This window comes from Micromonospora sp. AP08 (assembly GCF_008085935.1).
Taxonomy (GTDB): Bacteria; Actinomycetota; Actinomycetes; order Mycobacteriales; family Micromonosporaceae; genus Micromonospora; species Micromonospora chersina.
The window spans coordinates 93,602-110,848 of sequence record NZ_VSEZ01000018.1 but is presented as its reverse complement, the minus strand read 5'-3'; the positions used below and the strand labels follow the sequence as shown (position 1 = coordinate 110,848).

At 75.0% G+C, this 17,247-nt stretch carries 18 protein-coding genes; 10 read left to right on the top strand and 8 right to left on the bottom strand.

The genetic code is table 11. The features are described 5' to 3' along the window. Positions 1-56: 56 nt before the first annotated feature. Entirely contained in the window at positions 57-893 is an 837-nt protein-coding gene (locus tag FXF50_RS25110) for an undecaprenyl-diphosphate phosphatase (protein WP_148431361.1), read from the bottom strand. After that, entirely contained in the window at positions 890-1,942 is a 1,053-nt protein-coding gene (locus FXF50_RS25105; RefSeq protein WP_148431359.1) for an LLM class F420-dependent oxidoreductase, read from the bottom strand. The genes FXF50_RS25110 and FXF50_RS25105 overlap by 4 nt, the downstream gene beginning before the upstream one ends. 164 nt (positions 1,943-2,106) lie before the next feature. On the opposite strand from FXF50_RS25105, the gene FXF50_RS25100 reads away from it, so the two are divergent. Next, positions 2,107-3,078, top strand: a complete 972-nt coding sequence (locus FXF50_RS25100; protein ID WP_148431357.1) for an aldo/keto reductase — start codon at positions 2,107-2,109, stop codon at positions 3,076-3,078. A 93-nt stretch (positions 3,079-3,171) separates the two neighbouring features. Continuing rightward, complete coding sequence (locus FXF50_RS25095) at positions 3,172-3,363, top strand: DUF5703 family protein (RefSeq protein WP_091265978.1); 192 nt, start codon at positions 3,172-3,174, stop codon at positions 3,361-3,363. Between the two features lie 51 nt (positions 3,364-3,414). Here FXF50_RS25095 and FXF50_RS25090 read toward each other — a convergent pair whose 3' ends face one another. Both FXF50_RS25090 and FXF50_RS25085 read right to left on the bottom strand, forming a co-directional pair. Then, entirely contained in the window at positions 3,415-4,068 is a 654-nt protein-coding gene (locus FXF50_RS25090; protein WP_148431355.1) for a hypothetical protein, read from the bottom strand. A 57-nt stretch (positions 4,069-4,125) separates the two neighbouring features. Then, complete coding sequence (locus tag FXF50_RS25085; RefSeq protein ID WP_148431353.1) at positions 4,126-5,454, bottom strand: M20/M25/M40 family metallo-hydrolase; 1,329 nt, start codon at positions 5,452-5,454, stop codon at positions 4,126-4,128. A gap of 116 nt (positions 5,455-5,570) precedes the next feature. On the opposite strand from FXF50_RS25085, the gene FXF50_RS25080 reads away from it, so the two are divergent. The 3 genes from FXF50_RS25080 to FXF50_RS25070 all read left to right on the top strand — a co-directional run bounded on the left by FXF50_RS25080 (position 5,571) and on the right by FXF50_RS25070 (position 7,506). Next, positions 5,571-6,188, top strand: a complete 618-nt coding sequence (locus tag FXF50_RS25080; RefSeq protein WP_148431352.1) for a hemerythrin domain-containing protein — start codon at positions 5,571-5,573, stop codon at positions 6,186-6,188. Positions 6,189-6,263: 75 nt separating this feature from the next. Continuing rightward, on the top strand, positions 6,264-7,250 hold the full coding sequence (locus tag FXF50_RS25075; RefSeq protein ID WP_148431350.1) for a LysR family transcriptional regulator: 987 nt from the start codon (positions 6,264-6,266) through the stop codon (positions 7,248-7,250). 19 nt (positions 7,251-7,269) lie between these two features. Then, the gene (locus tag FXF50_RS25070; protein ID WP_091308900.1) at positions 7,270-7,506 is read left to right on the top strand and encodes a hypothetical protein; all 237 of its coding nucleotides are present in this window, start codon (positions 7,270-7,272) and stop codon (positions 7,504-7,506) included. Positions 7,507-7,556: 50 nt separating this feature from the next. Here FXF50_RS25070 and FXF50_RS25065 read toward each other — a convergent pair whose 3' ends face one another. Genes FXF50_RS25065 through FXF50_RS25060 form a run of 3 tightly spaced genes read right to left on the bottom strand, consistent with a single transcriptional unit; the run spans position 7,557 to position 10,665 of the window. Beyond that, positions 7,557-7,907, bottom strand: coding sequence for a DUF3140 domain-containing protein (locus FXF50_RS25065; RefSeq protein WP_148431348.1), 351 nt, complete (start codon positions 7,905-7,907; stop codon positions 7,557-7,559). Further along, positions 7,907-8,080 carry a hypothetical protein gene (locus FXF50_RS29445; protein WP_187399812.1) on the bottom strand — a complete coding sequence of 58 codons (174 nt, stop codon included), beginning with the start codon at positions 8,078-8,080 and terminating at the stop codon, positions 7,907-7,909. The genes FXF50_RS25065 and FXF50_RS29445 overlap by 1 nt, the downstream gene beginning before the upstream one ends. Before the next feature lie 38 nt (positions 8,081-8,118). After that, positions 8,119-10,665, bottom strand: a complete 2,547-nt coding sequence (locus FXF50_RS25060; RefSeq protein WP_187399811.1) for an ATP-dependent Clp protease ATP-binding subunit — start codon at positions 10,663-10,665, stop codon at positions 8,119-8,121. A gap of 118 nt (positions 10,666-10,783) precedes the next feature. Here FXF50_RS25060 and FXF50_RS25055 point away from each other — a divergent pair, with 118 nt between their 5' ends. From FXF50_RS25055 to FXF50_RS25035, 5 genes are all read left to right on the top strand, one after another. Then, positions 10,784-11,161 carry a hypothetical protein gene (locus tag FXF50_RS25055; RefSeq protein ID WP_148431347.1) on the top strand — a complete coding sequence of 126 codons (378 nt, stop codon included), beginning with the start codon at positions 10,784-10,786 and terminating at the stop codon, positions 11,159-11,161. A 189-nt stretch (positions 11,162-11,350) separates the two neighbouring features. Continuing rightward, a complete protein-coding gene (locus tag FXF50_RS25050; RefSeq protein ID WP_148431345.1) occupies positions 11,351-11,611 on the top strand; it encodes a hypothetical protein in 261 nt (86 codons plus the stop codon). A gap of 9 nt (positions 11,612-11,620) precedes the next feature. Next, on the top strand, positions 11,621-12,502 hold the full coding sequence (locus FXF50_RS25045; protein WP_148431343.1) for a hypothetical protein: 882 nt from the start codon (positions 11,621-11,623) through the stop codon (positions 12,500-12,502). After that, the gene (locus FXF50_RS25040) at positions 12,495-15,167 is read left to right on the top strand and encodes an FtsK/SpoIIIE domain-containing protein (RefSeq protein WP_148431341.1); all 2,673 of its coding nucleotides are present in this window, start codon (positions 12,495-12,497) and stop codon (positions 15,165-15,167) included. Before FXF50_RS25045 ends, FXF50_RS25040 begins: the two co-directional genes overlap by 8 nt. Next, positions 15,164-15,835 carry a hypothetical protein gene (locus FXF50_RS25035; RefSeq protein ID WP_148431340.1) on the top strand — a complete coding sequence of 224 codons (672 nt, stop codon included), beginning with the start codon at positions 15,164-15,166 and terminating at the stop codon, positions 15,833-15,835. Before FXF50_RS25040 ends, FXF50_RS25035 begins: the two co-directional genes overlap by 4 nt. Positions 15,836-15,971: 136 nt before the next feature. Here the strand turns inward: FXF50_RS25035 and FXF50_RS25030 are convergent, their stop codons facing one another. Continuing rightward, the gene (locus tag FXF50_RS25030; protein ID WP_148431338.1) at positions 15,972-17,243 is read right to left on the bottom strand and encodes a cupin domain-containing protein; all 1,272 of its coding nucleotides are present in this window, start codon (positions 17,241-17,243) and stop codon (positions 15,972-15,974) included. Between the last annotated feature and the right edge of the window lie 4 nt (positions 17,244-17,247).

The window sequence follows — 17,247 nt, the reverse complement described above, 5'->3', positions numbered from 1 at the left end:
CACCACGAAGGCCGGCACCCCGAACGGGTGCCGGCCTTCGGCGTCTGCGGATCAGCTCAGGTGGCGTTGATCGTGCCGGTGAGGAGCAGGCAGAGGACCAGGGAGCCGAGCGCCACCCGGTAGAGGACGAACAGGTACAGGGTGTGGTGCGCGACGTAGCGCAGCAGCCAGGCGATGGCCGCGTACCCGATGGCGAAGGCGATCACCGTGGCGACCACCATCTGCGCCACGCTCGGCGCCGCCGTACCGGGCGCGGACGGCTCGAAGACGTCCGGGATGCTGAACACGCCGGAGATCACCACGGCCGGGATGGCCAGCAGGAACGAGTAGCGTGCCGCCGTCTCCCGGGTGAGGTTGAGCAGCAGGCCGGCCGTGAGCGTGCCGCCGGAGCGGGAGACGCCCGGGATCAGCGCCATGGCCTGGGCGAAGCCCATGATGACGCCGTCACGCATCCGGAAGTTCTCCAGCGTGCGGGTCTGCCGCCCCCAGTACTCGGCGAAGGCCAGCACCAGGCCGAAGAAGATCAGCGTGAACGAGATCAGCCACAGGTTCCGGCCGGCGGTGCGGATCTGGTCCTTGAAGAGCAGCCCGAAGATGCCGATCGGGATCGTGCCGACGATGACGTACCAGCCCATGCGGTAGTCGAGGCTGGAGCGCACCGAGCGGTCGACCAGGCCGAGGCACCAGGTCCGGACGATCCGCCAGATGTCCTTGAAGAAGTAGATGAGCACCGCGGCCTCGGTGCCGAGCTGGGTCACCGCGGTGAACGACGCCCCGGCGTCCCGGCCGAAGAAGATCGCCGAGGTGATCCGCAGGTGGCCGGAGGACGAGACGGGCAGGAATTCCGTGAGCCCCTGGACGATGCCCAGGACGATGGCCTCGACCCAGGTCACTCGCCGACTCCGGAGAGGTCCAGCGCCTCGGCGACGGTGCGGAGGGTCTGCACGCCGCTGTCCCGGTCGGCCACGAACAGGGTGACCGACAGGGTGGTGACGCCGGCGGCGGCGTACTCCCGCATCCGCTCGGCGATGCGCTCCTTCGGGCCGAGCAGCGAGGTGCGGTCGATGAACTCCATGGGCACCGCGGCGGCCGCGTCGCGCTGCCGCTTGGCCAGGTAGAGGTCCTGCACCTCGCGGGCGGCGTCGCCGTAGCCCATGCGGGTGGCGAGCTGGTTGTAGAAGTTCTGCTGCCGGCTGCCCATGCCGCCGACGTAGAGGGCGGCATACCAGCGGACCAGCTCGGCACAGCTGGCGATGTCGTCGCCGACCACGACCGGCACCGACGGGACGACGTCGAAACCGGCCAGCTCCTTGCCGGCCTTGGCGCGGCCGGCGCGGACCGAGGCGAGCTGCTCCTCGGCGAACTCGGGGGCGTAGAAGACGGCGAGCCAGCCGTCGGCGATCTCGCCGGCCAGCTCCAGGTTCTTCGGGCCGACCGCGGCCAGGTAGATCGGGATGTGCTCGCGCGGCGGGTGGAAGCCCAGCCGCAGCGCCTTGCCCGGGCCGTCCGGCAGCGGCAGCGTGTAGTGCTCGCCGTCGTACGCGACCTCCTTGCGGGCCACCGCCAGCTTCACGATGTCGACGTACTCCCGGGTGCGGGCCAGGGGCTTGGCGAAGCGGACGCCGTGCCAGCCCTCGGAGACCTGCGGGCCGGAGACGCCCAGGCCCAGCCGGAACCGACCGCCGGAGAGGGCGTCGATGGTCGCGGCGGTCATCGCGGTCATCGCCGGGGTGCGGGCGGGGATCTGCATCACCGCGGCGCCCACGTCGATCCGCTCGGTCTGGCCGGCCATCCAGGCCAGCATGCTGGGCGAGTCGGAGCCGTAGGCCTCCGCCGCCCACACCACCGAGTAGCCGAGCCGATCCGCCTCCTGGGCCAGAGCCAGGTGGTCGGCGGGCGTGCTCCACGCCGTCTGGTATCCGAGGCTGAGCCCGAGTCGCACTGGTCCTCCCACCATCCGCACCACAGGTCGCATCAGGTTACGCAATGGGAGTGGCCGCCCGGACCACCGGCTCACCTCGAACGCGTCACACCGCTGGGAGGTCGCGCGGGAAGTTGACTATGGCGAGGATATCCGTGACGCCGGGTTCGAAATAAGGTTCACCCATGCAACAGCGACCGCTCGGCCGAAGCGGGCTGGCGGTTTCGCGGCTCGCGCTCGGCACCATGACCTGGGGACGGGACACCGATGCCGACGATGCTGCCGCCCAGCTGAAGAGTTACCTCGACGCGGGCGGCAACCTCGTGGACACCGCCGACGTCTACGCCGACGGCGACGCCGAGTCGGTGATCGGCTCCCTGCTGGGCAGCCTGGTGCCCCGCGACGACCTGCTCATCGCCACGAAGGCGGGGCTGCGGCCGGGCAGCGGCCGCCGCCGGGACGGCTCCCGGGGGCACCTGCTGCGCACCCTGGAGGCGTCGCTGCACCGGCTCGGCACCGACCACGTCGACCTCTGGCAGGTGCACGGGTACGACCCGGACACCCCGCTGGAGGAGACGCTCTCCGCGCTGGACCACGCGGTGTCCAGCGGCAAGGCCCGGTACGTCGGGGTGTCGAACTTCTCGGGCTGGCAGACCGCCCGCGCCGCCGCCTGGCAGGCCGCCTGGCCGGGGCGGGCCCCCGTGGTGGCCGCCCAGGTGGAGTACTCGCTGCTGGAGCGGGGTGTGGAGCGTGAGGTGCTGCCCGCCTGCGAGGCGATGGGGCTGGGCGTGCTGCCCTGGTCGCCGCTGGGCCGCGGGGTGCTGACCGGCAAGTACCGCAACGGCCGCCCGGCGGACTCGCGGGCGGTGTCGCCGCACTTCGAGCGCTTCGTGGCCACCTACCTGGAGCCGCGCTGCTCCAGCATCGTGGAGGCGGTGGCCATCGCGGCCGGCGGTCTGGGCGTGTCGCCGCTGGAGGTGGCGCTGGCCTGGATCCGGGACCGGCCCGGGGTGACCGCGCCGATCCTCGGCGCCCGCACCGTGGGGCAGCTGCTCGGGGCGCTCCAGGTGGAGCGGATGACCCTGCCGGAGGAGATCGTCACCGCCCTGGACGACGTCTCGGCGGTGCCGGTCGGCTACCCGGAGCGGGACGGCTGAGCCCGCCGGCCCCGGCGCCGCTGCCCGAAACGGGCGACGTGGGTCACCCTCAGGGGGTGGCGGCAGGCAGCGGAGCTGGGCAGCATAGAAGGCATGGACTACGAATACGCGCCGCTGCGGTTGCCTTCGAACGTCGATCGGTTGACCGCCGCGGCGCAGCTGGCGATCCAGGCGGAGTTCTCCGGTTGGGAGTTGGCCCGGGTGCGGCTGTACCGGGACGGCACGCGGCAGGTCATGCTGCGGCGCCGCCGGGTCAACCAGCCGCAGCCGGGCCTCTCCTACTGACGGCGGGGCGGAGCGTCCCCGGGGCCACCGCGGGCCCCGGGGCGCCGCTGCCTAGTGGGCGTGGTCGTGCTCCTCGTCGAGCTCCAGGAACGGGTGCTCGTCGAGCCGGCCGACCAGCCGGTCGTCGGCGGCCGGCTGGAACGGGCCGACCGGGTCGTCGTCGTCGAACGACTCCAGGTCGACCGGGGTGCCGACCTCGCTGACCATGACCACGCCGTCGAGCGGCTCCAGCTCGGGCACGTCAAGCGCGGACAGCGAGCCGTCGCCGCTCTGCAGCAGCTCCAGCACGGCCTCGCCGACACCCTCGACGGGGGCCGTCTCGTCCTCCTCCGGGGTGCCCTCACGGCGGGCCGCCTCGGCCGCCCGGATCAGCGCGGCGACGCTGGGGACGCGGTAGTCCCGCCGCTGCCGCACCGAGATCACCCGCGGGTGCGGGTCGGTCGCCTCGACGCCCTCGGCGCCGCCGAAGCGCTCGTCGGCCTCGTCCGGGTCGATCGACTCGACGTCCCAGGGCGTCACCTCGCCGAACGCGTCGAGCAGCTGCTCGTCGTACGCGAACGAGGCGTTGTTCAAATTGACGTACGCCTGCCAGACGGCGTCGTCGTCGATCCGGCCCTGGGCGGCGCGGACGGCGGCCAGGTGGGCGCGGGCCGCGTCGATCACCCGCTCGAGGGCGGCGTCCAGCTCACCGTGCTGGTCGGTCATGTGAGGCAGTCCCTTCGCGATGGGGGAGGTTCCGCGCCGACGGCGCGACGGGCACGGTCAGCAGCTGCGGAGAAAGCGGTCGAGAACCCGCACGCCGAACTGTAGTCCGTCCAGCGGAACCCGCTCGTCGATGCCATGGAACAGGCCGGAGAAATTGAGGTCGGCGGGCAGCCGCAGCGGCGCGAAGCCGAAGCACCGGATGCCGAGCTGGGCGAACGCCTTGGCGTCGGTGCCGCCGGAGAGCATGTACGGCACCGGGCGGGCGCCCGGGTCCTCGGCGCGCAGCGCGGCCGACATGGCCGCGACCAGGTCGCCGTCGAAGGTGGTCTCCAGGGCGGGCTGGCGCTGGACGTACTCGATGGCGATGTCGGGCCCGACCAGCTCGCGCAGCTGCCGCTCCAGCACCTCGCTCTGGCCCGGCAGGCTGCGGCAGTCGATGGTGGCGGTGGCCCGGCCCGGGATGACGTTGTCCTTGTAGCCGGCGGCCAGCCGGGTCGGGTTGGCGGTGTTGCGGATGGTCGCGCCGATGATGTTGGCGATCGGGCCGAGCTTGGCGATCGCGGTCTCCGGGTCGTCCGGGTCGATGTCGATGCCGAGGACGTCGGAGACCTCCGCCAGGAACGCCCGTACGGTGTCGGTCATGACGACCGGGAAGCGGTGCCCGCCGATCCGGGCGACCGCCTCGGCGAGCGCGGTGACCGCGTTGTCGTCGTGCACCATCGAGCCGTGGCCGGGGCGGCCCTTGGCGTGCAGGCGCAGCCAGTCGATGCCCTTCTCGGCGGTCTCGATGAGGTAGAGCCGCCGCGACTCGTCGACCGAGTAGGAGAAGCCGCCCACCTCGCCGATCGCCTCGGTGCAGCCGTCGAAGAGGTGCCGGTGCCGCTGGGCGAGGAAGTGCGCGCCGTAGTCGCTGCCGGCCTCCTCGTCGGCGGTGAAGGCGAGCACGATGTCCCGGGTCGGGCGGACACCGGCGCGCTGCCAGCCGCGGACCACGGCCAGCACCATGGCGTCGAAGTCCTTCATGTCGATGGCGCCCCGGCCCCACAGGTAGCCGTCGCGGATCTCCCCGGAGAACGGGTGCACCGACCACTCGTCCGGGTCGGCGGGCACCACGTCGAGGTGGCCGTGCACGAGCAGCGCGTCCCGGCCCGGGTCGGTGCCGGGGATCCGGGCGACCAGGTTGGCCCGGCCCGGCGCGGACTCGACCAGTTCCGCGTCGACGCCGACCTCGGCGAGCTTCTCGGCGACGTACTCCGCGGCCCGGCGCTCCCCGACGCTGGTGTCGTTGTCCCCGGTGTTGGTGGTGTCGATGCGCAGCAGGTCGCGGCAGAGGTCCACGACCTCGTCGGTGGGGTCCGGTCGGGTGGAGGGGGCGTCGCTCGTCATCGCTTCTTCATACCAGCCGGCCCCGCCGGGCGGTTCGCCCCGGTCGGCGCGCGGTTTCGCGGATCGCGCGGGCGGGTACCGCCGGACCGTCACACCCGTCGATCCCGGAGGGCACCATGACCGTCCCGCTGCCGCCGCTGCCGCCCGCCGCCGACGACGCGTACCGGCCGGGTGGGCGGAGCCTGGCCGACCACGTGGACCGGGAGCACCGGGCGCTGCTCGGGCTGGCCGGGCAGGTCACCGACCCGGGCCTGGACGGGGCCCGCCGCCGCGAGGTGCTGGACGTGCTGACCGCCGCGGTGTCCCGCCACCTCTCCGCCGAGGAGCAGTATCTCTTCCCGGCCGCCCGGGCCGCGGTGCCGGAGAGCGGCGAGCTGGTGGACCGGGAGATCGAGGCCGACGCGGCCCTGCTGACCGCCCTCAAGGGACTGTCCGGGCCGGACGATCCCGCGGTGGCGGAGGTCGCCGACCGGGTACGCCGGCACGTCAGCCGGGTCGCCGCCCTGCTGACGCCGCTGCGCGAGGTGGCCAGCGACGCGGAGCTGATCCGGCTGGGCAACCGGTGGGAGATCGCCGAGGAGGCGGCACCCACCCGGCCGCACCCGGGCACGCCGGCCACCCCGCCCTGGAACAAGATCGTCGAGCCGGCGGTGGGCGTGCTGGACAAGGTGCGCGACGTGGTCAGCGGGCGGCGTACCCGCCTCGCCGACCTGGAGCGACCCCGCGACCACTGAACCCCTGGTTCATACAGCTATACCGATGCGGTCGGACCCTTCCGCCCACCCGCTGGGTGGTCCTACCGTCACCGTATGAATCTGGAGCTGCGACACCTGCGGGTGGTCTGCGCGATCGCGGAGACGGGGAGCGTCACGAAGGCGGCCTCGACGCTCGGCCTGGCCCAGCCGGCGCTGACCGCCCAGCTCCAGCGCATCGAGCGAGCCCTGGGCGGGCCGCTGTTCGAGCGGGACCGCCGGGGCGCCCGGCCCACCGCGCTGGGCGAGCTGGTGCTGGACCGGGCCCGGGTGCTGCTGCCGGCCATGAAGGGCCTCCAGGACGAGGCGGCCCGGCTGGCCGGGGCGGGCGACCCGCTGAGCCGGTACCGGTTCGGCGGGGTGAACAGCCCCATCCTCGGCCGGCTGGTGCACCGGCTGGCCGCCGAACGCCCCGAGGTGCAGATCACCACGTACGCGTCCTGGTCGGCGGACGAGCTGGCCCAGCTGGTGGCCGGCGGGCGGCTCGACTTCGCCCTCACCGGGGTGTGCGGGGACGCCACCCCGTCGGCGGAGTTCGGGCTGAGCTGGCGGGAGGTGGCCGTCGACCCGGTCTTCGTGCTGCTGCCGCAGACCCACCCGATGGCCGGACGCGACGAGGTGCGCCTCATCGACCTGCGCCGCGAGCAGTGGGTGGCCGCGCCCGGGGACGGCTGCTTCGGCGACTGCTTCGCGGCCGCCTGCGCCCGGGCCGGCTTCACCCCCCGCAAGGTCTACGAGGCGGACGTGCGGGCCTGCCTGGACCTGGTGGACGCGGGCGAGGCGGTGGCGCTGTGCCAGGCCACCTTCCGCCCGGTGGCCGGGCTGGTGACCCGCCGGCTGGCCGGAACGCCGCTGCGCTGGCGGCTGCTGCTCGGCTGGCACCCGGACGCCCCGGCGGCCCGGGTCGCCGAGCCGGTGCTGGAGACGGCGGTGGCGTCGTACACCGACGCGCTGGCGAACCACCCGGACTACCTGGCCTGGCTGCTGGCCCACCCGGACTTCGGTGCGCAGCCGACCACGGCGGGCGGGGTGCGAACCGCCTGATCGCGGGTATCTGGGCGGCATGACTGATCTGTACCCCGCCGCCGACCAGCGGGAGCTGCTGCGCCAGGCGGCCGCCGCGCACACCGCCGCCTCCGCCGACCTGGAGGCGTTCCTGCGCCGGTTGCCCGAGGTGCCCGAGCCGGCCGACATCACCGAGTACGCCAACCTGCTGACCCGGGAGGAGCGGGCCCGCGGTGAGCGGCAGGACGCGGCGGACGCCGCCGGACTGCAACTGCCGAGCATGGAATCGGAGTAGGCCGACGGCGGCACCCGGGACGAGATCCCGGGTGCCGCCGTATCGGGCGGTCAGCGTTCGATGAGGACGTCGTGGCCGAGGTCGAGCAGCGAGTGCCGCCACTCGTCGTCGGCGTTGCCCCGGCTCGGCTTCGCCGCGGTGAGCGCCCGGATCCGCTCGATGGCGTCCCGCATCACCTCGATGTCGTCCGGGGTGAGGTCCACCTTGCGCTTGGTCAGCACCTGAAGGATCCGCCGGCCGCGCTCGGGCAGGTCGAGGTCGGGGTTCGGGCCGAACGCCTCCTCGCCCGAGCCGCGGGTGAGCAGCCACTGCCGCAGCTTCTCGGAGGGAACGTTCACCTCGGCGTGGAAGTCGTCCCAGATCACCTCGACCTCGGGGTCGAGTCGCGCCTCGCGTACCATCACGCCTCCTCTTCCGCCGGCGACCCGGACGGCGTCGGGTCGCCCTCGCCCTTGTCGGTGTGCTGCTTCAGGCCCTCCGGCGGCACCTTGACCCGGGCCGGGTTGGCCGTCGGGGGCGCGACGATGGGTTCGGTGCGCTCGGTGTCCTCCTGGGTCTCCTCGGGTTCGGTCATGTCCGCCCTCCGATCCGTCGGGGCTGGGGCGTCTTCCCTCATCGCGGATGGGACGTCGTCGCTGCCGTGTGGCCGCGGTCGGCGGCGCTCACCTCGAAGACGAGCTGGCCGTCCCGCGCGTCGACGGTGACCTGCTGGCCGGGCGAGATCTCGTTCTGCAGCAGCATCCGGGAGAGCCGGTTGTCGACCTCGCGCTGGATCACCCGGCGCAGCGGCCGGGCCCCGAACTCGGGCTGGTAGCCGTGCTCGGCCAGCCAGTCCACCCCGGCGGTGGTGAACTCGACCCGGATGTCCTGGGCGTGCAGCCGGCGGCGGGTCTCCTCCAGCAGCAGCCCGGTGATCTGGCGCAGCTGCTCGGCCTCCAGCCGCTGGAAGATGATCACCTCGTCGATCCGGTTGATGAACTCGGGCCGGAAGTTCTCCTGGAGCCGGCGCATCAGCCGCTCGCGCAGCTCGCTGGACTCCTGCTCGCCGGGTTCGCCCGCGCCGAAGCCGACGGTGCGCTGGGTGCCCGTGATCAGCTCCGAACCGAGGTTGCTCGTCATGATCAGCACGGTGTTCTTGAAGTTCACCGTGCGTCCCTGGCTGTCGGTGAGCCGGCCGTCGTCGAGCACCTGGAGCAGGATGTTGAACACGTCCGGGTGGGCCTTCTCGATCTCGTCGAGCAGCACCACCGCGTACGGGCGGCGGCGCACCGCCTCGGTGAGCTGGCCCGCCTCCTCGTAGCCGACGTACCCGGGAGGCGCGCCGACCAGCCGGCTGACCGTGTGCCGCTCCTGGAACTCGCTCATGTCCACCCGGACCATCCGGTCGGCCTCGCCGAACAGCGCCTCGGCGAGGGCCCGGGCCAGCTCGGTCTTGCCGACGCCGGTGGGACCGAGGAAGAGGAAGCTGCCCATGGGCCGGTCCGGGTCGGCCAGCCCGGTACGCGAGCGGCGCACCGCCTCGGCCACCGCGCTGACCGCCTCGTCCTGGCCGACCACCTTCTCGTGCAGGTGCCCCTCCAGGCGCAGCAGCCGGTCCCGTTCCTCCTCGGTGAGCTGGTTGATCGGGATGCCGGTGGCCCGCGAGACGACCTCGGCGATCTCCTTCGGCCCGACCTCGGGCACCTGGTTGGGGCCCTCGTCGCCGCGGGCGCGCCGGAGCTGGTCCTCCAGCTCGGCGGTGCGGTCCCGCAGCTGGGTGGCCCGCTCGTACTGCTCGTCGGAGACGGCCTGCTCCTTGTCCCGGCGTACCTCGTCGAGCTGCTGCTCCAGCTCGCGCACGTCGGCGGCCGGCGTGCGGGTGCGCAGCCGCACCCGGGCGCCGGCCTGGTCGATGAGGTCGATCGCCTTGTCCGGCAGGTACCGGTCGGTGACGTACCGGTCGGAGAGCTCGGCGGCGGCGACCAGCGCCTCGTCGGTGAAGCGGACCTGGTGGTGCGCCTCGTACCGGTCGCGCAGGCCGCGCAGGATGGCCACGGTGTCCTCGACGCTGGGCTCGGGGACCAGCACCGGCTGGAACCGGCGGGCCAGCGCGGCGTCCTTCTCGATGCTCTTGCGGTACTCGTCCAGCGTGGTCGCGCCGATCACCCGCAGCTCGCCGCGGGCCAGGGCGGGCTTGAGCATGTTGGACGCGTCCATGCCGCCCTCGCTGCCCGCGCCGCCCGCGCCGACCAGGGTGTGGATCTCGTCGAGGAAGACGATGAGCTCCTCGCGGTGGGCCCGGATCTCGTCGATCACCTTTTTGAGCCGTTCCTCGAAGTCGCCCCGGTAGCGGGTGCCGGCGACCAGGCCGGCCAGGTCGAGCTGGATGACCCGCTTGCCGATCAGGGTCTGCGGGACGTCGCCGTCGCAGATCCGCTCGGCGAGCCCCTCCACGATGGCGGTCTTGCCGACGCCGGCCTCGCCGATCAGCACCGGGTTGTTCTTGGTACGCCGCGACAGGATCTCCACGGCCTGCTCGATCTCGTCGGCGCGGCCGATCACCGGGTCGATCTGGTCCATCCGGGCCAGGTCGGTGAGGTCCTGGCCGTACTGGTCGAGGGTCGGGGTGCCCCGGTCCGGCTTCGGGCCGGTCGACGGGCCGCGCTCGGCGCTGGCCGCCTGCAGCGACTCGGGCTGGATCCGCCCGGCGGCGAGCATCCGGCCGGCCGGCGACTCCGGGTTGAGCGGCAGGGCCATGAGGATGTGCTCGGGGCCGATGTAGTTGGCGCCCATGGCCCGGGAGAGCTGGTGCGCGTCGAGCAGCGCCCGCTTGGCCGCCGGGGTGAGCGACAGGTTCGGCGGCACCTCGCCCCGGGGGGCACCGTCGCCACGCCCGCCCAACGCGTTGACCAGCGCGTCCGGGTCGGCGCCGGCCCGGCGGACGAGGTCCCGCAGCGGCTCGCGCTGCAACGCCGCCCACAACAGGTGGTCGGTGTCCAGGTCGTTGCTGTGCTTCTGGGCCGCGCGGCGGGCCGCGTCGGCCAGCATCTCCCGCGCGTCGGCGGTCATCAGCCGGGTGATGTCGACCCGGTGCGCCGGCCGGCGTCCCCCCTCGCCCCGCCCGAAGTACCGGGCCAGGAACTCGTCCCACGGGTCGTTGCCGAAGTCACCGGGTCCCATCAGTTCTCCTCCGCAGTCGGTCGGCACGGCCGCCGGGGCGCGACAAGGCGCGGCACGGTCGGCGGTGGCTACCCGGCGGTCGGCGCGACAAACCCGTCACGGATGGCACGCTGGGGGCATGGAGTCCAGGCCGCTGTTGATCGTCGACGGCGCGAACGTGGTCGGGTCCCGGCCGGACGGCTGGTGGCGGGACCGGGCGGGGGCGGCCGCCCGGCTGCGCGACGCCCTGGCGCCGCTGGCCGAGGCGGGCGTGCCGCCGGAGCTGCCGCCGCCCGTCGAGGTGGTGCTGGTGGTGGAGGGCGCCGCCCGGAACGTCCCGGCGGTGCCCGGGGTGGCCGTGGTGTCCGCGCCCGGATCCGGCGACGACACCATCGTCGAGCTGGTCGCGGCGGCGCCGGGCCGCCGCCGGGCCGTGGTCACCGCCGACCGGGAGCTGCGGGCCCGGGTGGGCGCGCTCGGCGCCGAGGTGTACGGCCCGCGCCGGCTGCCCCGCTGACCGCCACCGCGTCCGGTCGACGGGACCCGCGGGTCCGCCGACGGGACCGACCGGCGCCGCCGGGAAGCGCCTTTGCGCACGTCAGGGCGGCAATCGGACAGTCGGGGAGGAACGTCGCGAGGGCGGATGTTCGCCCACCCGTCGGGATGGGTTGTAATGGAGATCTCCCCCGCCCCCAGGAGGTCCCCCGTGGCGAGCGTCGCCGAGCTGAAGGCAGCGATCGATGTCGCTCTCCAGCAGATAGGAGACGGGCAGGCAGCGGTGCAGGCGGCCGGCGAGAAGCTGGCCGAGGCGCAGCAGACCCTCGCCGGCGCGCTGGAGGGCAGCGGCCACGAGACCGTCGAGGCGGCCCAGGCCTCGCTGACCCAGGCCAGCCAGGAGCTGGAGGAGTGTCTCGCCGCCACGCTGGTGGCGGTCGAGCAGGCGCAGCTCTACGTCGCGACCCTCTGAGGACCGGTCGTGTCCATCGTCGAGGACATCGGCGCGCAGGTCCGCGCGGCCGCCGAGGAGCTGCCGCTGGCCCAGCTCGCCGCCGCGCTGGAGAAGTTCGGCCAGGCCACCGAGCGGCTGCGCTGGGTGCGCCAGGAGTCGGCCAACCCGATGGGGGTACCGGAGCTCTCCGCCGCGACGGAGCACGCCGAGACCGCCGGTTACGCGCTGCGGGTGGCGCAGGAACAGCTGTCGGCGTACCTGGCCGCGATCGGGCTGGCCGCCGACGGGGCGCCCCCGCCGCGGGCCGCCGACCGCCGGCCGGGGCACGACCCGGCCCGCGGCGAGGTGGCGCCCCCGGCGCCGGGGACCGCGCCGGAACGGGATGAGCAGCCGGCCGTGCGGCGCTGGTGGGCGGTGCGGGTGGCGGAGCTGACCGGGGGTCGGGAGGGCGCCCCGGACGAGCCGGACGAGCGCGTCGAGGACTCCCGCGAGCTGCTGCGCCGGGTGGTGAACGGGATCCGCTCCGGCGACCGGGACCGGCTGCACCGCGAGCTGCGCCGGGCGCACGCCGACGTCGGGCTGGGACTGGCCGCGATCGCCCCGCCGATGCTGCGCGGCCTGGCCGGGGAACTGCTCGGCCACCCGCCGCGCGCCGACGACCTGGGCCGGCTGCGCCGGGAGCTGGACGGGCGGGTCCGCGACCTGCTGCCCGGGCTGCCCGCGCCGGTGCTGGACACCCTGCTCACCCGGGTCTGCCGGATGCCGCCGCCGCGCCGCGGCGACGACCAGGAGCAGCCGCACGCCGCCGACCCGGCGGTGACCGCCGGGGTGGTCACCGGGGTGCTGCTCGACCGGCTCGGCCGGGACCTGCCCAGGGACACCGACGACCGGGAGCCGACCCGTGGCTGACGTCCGCGCGCAACTGGTGACGCGGGTCCGGGGGATGCTCTCCGAGGCCCTGGGCGCCACCCGGAGCCGGCTCGCCGCCGCCGAGGACGACCTGGCCAGCGGCCGGGACCGGCTGGCCCGGGTGCGGCGCGCCGCCGCCGCCGTACCGGAGCGGGTGGGCGCGCAGCGGGACCGCCGGCTCGCCGAGATCGACGCCCGGCACGCCGCCCGCATCGCCGAGCTGGCCCGCCGGGCCGCCGCCGCGGCCGGGCGGGAGGCCCCGGGCGCGGCGTCCGCGCCGTGGGACCGCTGGCAGGCCACGCCCGCCGGCCGGGCCGAGCCACCCGGCGCCGTCCGGATCGGCACGGTACGCATCCCCGGCGCCGAGCCGGTGCCGGCGCTGGTCCCGCTGCTCGACGCCGGGCACGTGCACCTCGCCGGCAGCGACCGGGAGGGTGCCGCCGCGGTGGTGCCCGCGCTGCTGCTGCGCTCGGTCGGCCGGGCCGACCCCGGCGCCGTCCGCCTCTTCGGGTACGACCCGGAGCACCTGGGCGGCGGGCTGGCCGGGTTCGCCCCGCTCGGCACCGCCGGGCTGCTCACCTTCGTCGGCCCGGGTGGCCTGGGCCGGCTGCTGGACGACCTGGTGGAGCAGATCCGCCGGATCAACGAGACCGTGCTGGCCGGCGAGTACACGTCGCTGCGCGAGTTGGCCGCCGCGACCGGCCGGCGCCCCGAGCCGTGGCGGGTGGCGGTGCTGCTCGGCGGCGACGAGCTGTCCCGGCACGAGCGTGGCCAACTGGACCGGGTGGTGCGTACCGGGGCGGCCTGCGGGGTGCACCTGGTGGTCCGCGGCACCGACCTGCCGGACGGCCCGACCGTCACCCGCGTCGTGGTGGACCCGGACGACGCCCGGATCGGCGGCCTGCCGGTGGTGCTCGACGCCCCGCCGCCGGCCGGGCTGGTCACCGAGACCTGCCGCGAGGTGGCCTCCCGGGTCAACGCCGGCCCGCCGCCGGCGCCCTTCACCGACCTGCTCCCCCCGCCCGGCGAGTACTGGCGGGAGGACTCGGCGCACGGGCTCAGCGCCCCGATCGGCGAGGGCCCGCACGGCCGGCCGGTGCTGCTCACCCTCGGCGACTACCCGCCGCACGCGCTGATCGGCGGCCCGTCCGGCACCGGCAAGACCAACCTGATCTTCGCGTGGATCGGCGCGCTCGCCGCCCGCTACTCCCCCGCCGAGCTGGAGTTCTATCTGCTCGACTTCAAGGAGGGGGTGTCCTTCGCCCGGTTCGCCCAGGGCCGGCGGGACCCGAGTTGGCTGCCGCACATGCGGCTGGTCGGGATCAACGTGAACACCGACCGCGAGTTCGGGCTGGCCCTGCTGCGGTTCCTCGCCGAGGAGCTGCGCCGCCGGGCCGACGCGGCGAAGAAGCACGAGGTCACCAAGCTGGCCGAGCTGCGCGCGGTGGACCCGACCGGGCACTGGCCGCGGATCGTGGCGGTGGTCGACGAGTTCCAGGCGCTGCTCGCGGGTCGGGACGTGGTCGCCCGGGAGGCCGCCGACCTGCTGGAGGACCTCGCCCGGCGGGGCCGGTCGCAGGGCATCCACCTGGTGCTCGCCTCGCAGGACGTGCGCGGCATCGAGGCGCTGTGGGGTCGGCCCGCCCTGGTCGCCCAGTTCACCCTGCGTATCGCGCTGCCCAAGGCGCTGCGGATCCTGGCCGAGCGCAACGACGCCGCCCAGTCGCTGCCCCGGCACCACGCCGTCGTCAACGCCGAGTCCGGCCTGGCCGAGGGGAACGAGGTGGCCCGCATCCCCCTCGCCGGCGACTGGGAGACGTGGAGCGAGCTCCAGCACCGGCTGTGGCGGATGCGCCCGCAGGACGCCGCCCCCGCCCGGCTCTTCGACGGCGACGCCATCCCGAGGTTGGCCGAGGCGCCCGACTTCCGCGCGCTGACCGCCCCCGAGCAGGGGGTCCCCCGCAGCCCGGTCGCGCTGCTCGGCGAGATCATCGACGTGCAGGCCCGCTCGGCGGCGCTGCGGCTGCCCCGCGCCCCCGGGCGGAACCTCGCCGTGCTCGGCACCCGCGTCGACGAGGCGTGCGCGGTGCTCGACGCCGCCGCCCGCTCCCTCGCCCGGCAGTACCGCCCCGGCACCGCCCGGTTCTCCATCGCCTGCCTCGACCCCGACGCCGACCCGGCCGCCCGCGCCCTCTACGAGGACCTGGCCGACGACGCCGCCTGGTACGACGAGGAGACGGTGCCCGAGCTGATGGCCGAGGTGGGTGACGCGCTCGGCGCCCCGGGCACCCCGCAGACCCCGCACTTCCTGCTGCTCTACGCGGTCGACGCGGCGGCCGGGCAGCTCGCCGGGAAGGCCGGCCGGCGCACCGGGCTGGAGCAGCTGCGCCGGATCCTGCACGACGGGCCGGAGCGGCGGACCCACGTGCTGGCCTGGTGGCGCGGGGTGGCCCGGATGCGGGTCGACCTGGGCGGGCCGGCGGCGCGCACCGACCAGATCGGCGCCTGGGTGGCGCTCGACGTGCAGGGCGCCGAGCTGGGCTCCTCGCTCTACCCGGGCACCGGCGGCCCGGACTGGTACCCCCGCCCGTGGCGGGGCCTCTACTTCGACCGGGCGGTGCACCGCACCGGACAGGTGATCATCCCTTATGGTCCGTCCCGATGAACGAACCGGTCTCCAGTGAGACGTACGCCGCCCAGATCCGCCGGCTCGCCGACCTGACCGCCCGGGTGGCGGCCCAGCGCGACGAGGCGCACAGCTGGTACGCCCAGCAGGTCGCCGCCGCCGACCGGGCGGTGGACGACGCCACCGAGCAGGTGCGGCGGGCCGAGGCCGAGGTGGCCGAGGCGCAGCGGCTGGTGGAACGGGTGGACGCCGAGGCCACCCACCTGTGGGGGCAGCTCCGGGCACGGATCGGCACCGGCGGCCGGCGGCTGGGCGACCCGCCCGGGCCGGCCCGCGACGCCACCGGCGACCCGGTTCCGCTGCTGCGCGGGGTACGCGAGCTGCTGGAGCGGACCCGCCAGCCCGGCGAGCTGCCCAGCTCGGCGAACCCGCTGCTGGTCGCGTGCGGGATCGGCGGCGCGCTGGTGGCGTACGCCCTGGGCGAGGGTGCCCGGGCGCTGGGCGCCGGCTCCGGCGGCGACCTGGCCGTCGGCATGCCGGTGCTGGCCCTGGTCGTGACGCTGCTCGGCCCGCTGGTCGGGCTGGCGCCGGCCCGCCTGCTCGCCGACCGCCGCCACGCCGTGCTGACTCCCCGCCCCATCCTCCTGGTAGCGGCCGCCGGCCTGGCGACAACGGCCCTCCTGCTGACCCTGACCGTCACCCGCTGACCGAACACCCACCCGGCCCCCGACGCGGCCCGGACCGGGCGCCGATCATGAAGTTGGCGGCGCGACACGCCGTCGACGACGCCCGCCAACTTCATGATCGCCGGGAACAGAGGCTGGGCTGGCCGGGTGGACGGACTCAGGCGGGGGTCAGGACGGCTTCCTTCAGGAGGCGGCGGGTCAGGACCAGGCGGTCGGCGTCGTCGTCCAGGCCGGGTAGGTCGCCGATCCGGGTGACCTCGCCGGCGAGCAGCGCGCGGACAGCCGGCTCGCAGGTGCCGGGCAGGGTGACGGTGCGGTCGAACAGGCGCAGCGCGACCTTGCCGTCCCCGGCCGGGGTGAGCTGCCACCGCAGGCCCGCCCGGGGTGCGACGCGGCTGTCCGCGTCGAGCGTGGCCAGGGCGGCGGCCTGGGCGAGGGGCCGGATCGGCGCCGGGCGGGCCGCCGGCCAGGCCCGGGCGCGCAGCCGCGCGGCCACCGCGGCGGGGTCGGCCCGCAGCAGCCAGTCGCGCAGCGCCTCGACCGTCTCGGTCAGCTCCGGCTCGATGGCGTCCGGGTCGGCCACGTCGATGCCGAACGGCAGCCCGGCGCGCAGGCGGGCGTCCTCGGCGGCGAGCGCCAGCAGTTCCTCGACCAGGGCGTACCGGGTCAGTGCCCGGATGCCGACGGTCAGGTGCAGCGAGCTGGACTCCTGCGCCTGGGCGCTGTGCAGCCAGCCGCGCGGCAGGTAGAGGGCGTCGCCGGGTTCGAGCACCACGTCCAACGCGGGCCGGCCCTCCGCCGTGGCGGAGACCTCGTCGGCCCGGCCGCCCCACGGCTGCTTCTCCAGCGGGTCGGGCAGCACCGGCGGGTGGATCCGCCAGTGCTTGCGCCCGTCGACCTGAAGCACGAACACGTCGTGGGTGTCGTAGTGGGTGGCGAAGCCCTGGCTGCCGGCCGGGGTCAGGTAGGCGTTCACCTGCAACGGCTGGGCCAGCGCGGCGCCCAGGTCGCGGGCGAAGTCGACAAGCGCCGGCCACGTGCGGTGCAGGCCCTGGAGGACCAGGGTGGCGCCGTCGGCATACAGGGCCAGGACCTTCTCGTCGAGGACCTGGTCGTCGATCTCGGCGCCCGCGCCGCCGCCGCCGGTGTACCGTGCCGCCGGCACGAGCTGGCCGTCCTTGGCGACCCGCAGGAACGGGGTACGCAGGCCGCGCCGGCTGAGCAGCTCGTCGGCGTCGGCGGGGCCGAGCAGGTCGGTGAAGCCGGCCGGGTTGGGCAGCTCGGCCGCCCGGGACAGCAGCGGGCTGCGCCCCCAGTGGTCGGCGGCGAACTTGGTCGGCTCGACCGCCACGCAGCGCGCGAGGGCCTCGGCCGCGGAAGACGGAACCGCCGGGCGGCCGTGGCCGCCCGGCGGATCGATGTGCGTCATGGCG

Bases quoted from the DNA above. Each gene is read 5' to 3' on its own strand.
- FXF50_RS25070 (WP_091308900.1), top strand. From the start codon at position 7,270: ATGACTGATCTGTACCCCGCCGCCGACCAGCGGGAGCTGCTGCGCCAG.
- FXF50_RS25060 (WP_187399811.1), bottom strand. From the start codon at position 10,665: ATGGGACCCGGTGACTTCGGCAACGACCCGTGGGACGAGTTCCTGGCC.
- FXF50_RS25100 (WP_148431357.1), top strand. From the start codon at position 2,107: ATGCAACAGCGACCGCTCGGCCGAAGCGGGCTGGCGGTTTCGCGGCTC.
- FXF50_RS29445 (WP_187399812.1), bottom strand. From the start codon at position 8,080: ATGACCGAACCCGAGGAGACCCAGGAGGACACCGAGCGCACCGAACCC.
- FXF50_RS25090 (WP_148431355.1), bottom strand. From the start codon at position 4,068: ATGACCGACCAGCACGGTGAGCTGGACGCCGCCCTCGAGCGGGTGATC.
- FXF50_RS25035 (WP_148431340.1), top strand. From the start codon at position 15,164: ATGAACGAACCGGTCTCCAGTGAGACGTACGCCGCCCAGATCCGCCGG.
- FXF50_RS25085 (WP_148431353.1), bottom strand. From the start codon at position 5,454: ATGACGAGCGACGCCCCCTCCACCCGACCGGACCCCACCGACGAGGTC.
- FXF50_RS25030 (WP_148431338.1), bottom strand. From the start codon at position 17,243: ATGACGCACATCGATCCGCCGGGCGGCCACGGCCGCCCGGCGGTTCCG.
- FXF50_RS25075 (WP_148431350.1), top strand. From the start codon at position 6,264: ATGAATCTGGAGCTGCGACACCTGCGGGTGGTCTGCGCGATCGCGGAG.
- FXF50_RS25055 (WP_148431347.1), top strand. From the start codon at position 10,784: ATGGAGTCCAGGCCGCTGTTGATCGTCGACGGCGCGAACGTGGTCGGG.
- FXF50_RS25095 (WP_091265978.1), top strand. From the start codon at position 3,172: ATGGACTACGAATACGCGCCGCTGCGGTTGCCTTCGAACGTCGATCGG.
- FXF50_RS25080 (WP_148431352.1), top strand. From the start codon at position 5,571: ATGACCGTCCCGCTGCCGCCGCTGCCGCCCGCCGCCGACGACGCGTAC.
- FXF50_RS25065 (WP_148431348.1), bottom strand. From the start codon at position 7,907: ATGGTACGCGAGGCGCGACTCGACCCCGAGGTCGAGGTGATCTGGGAC.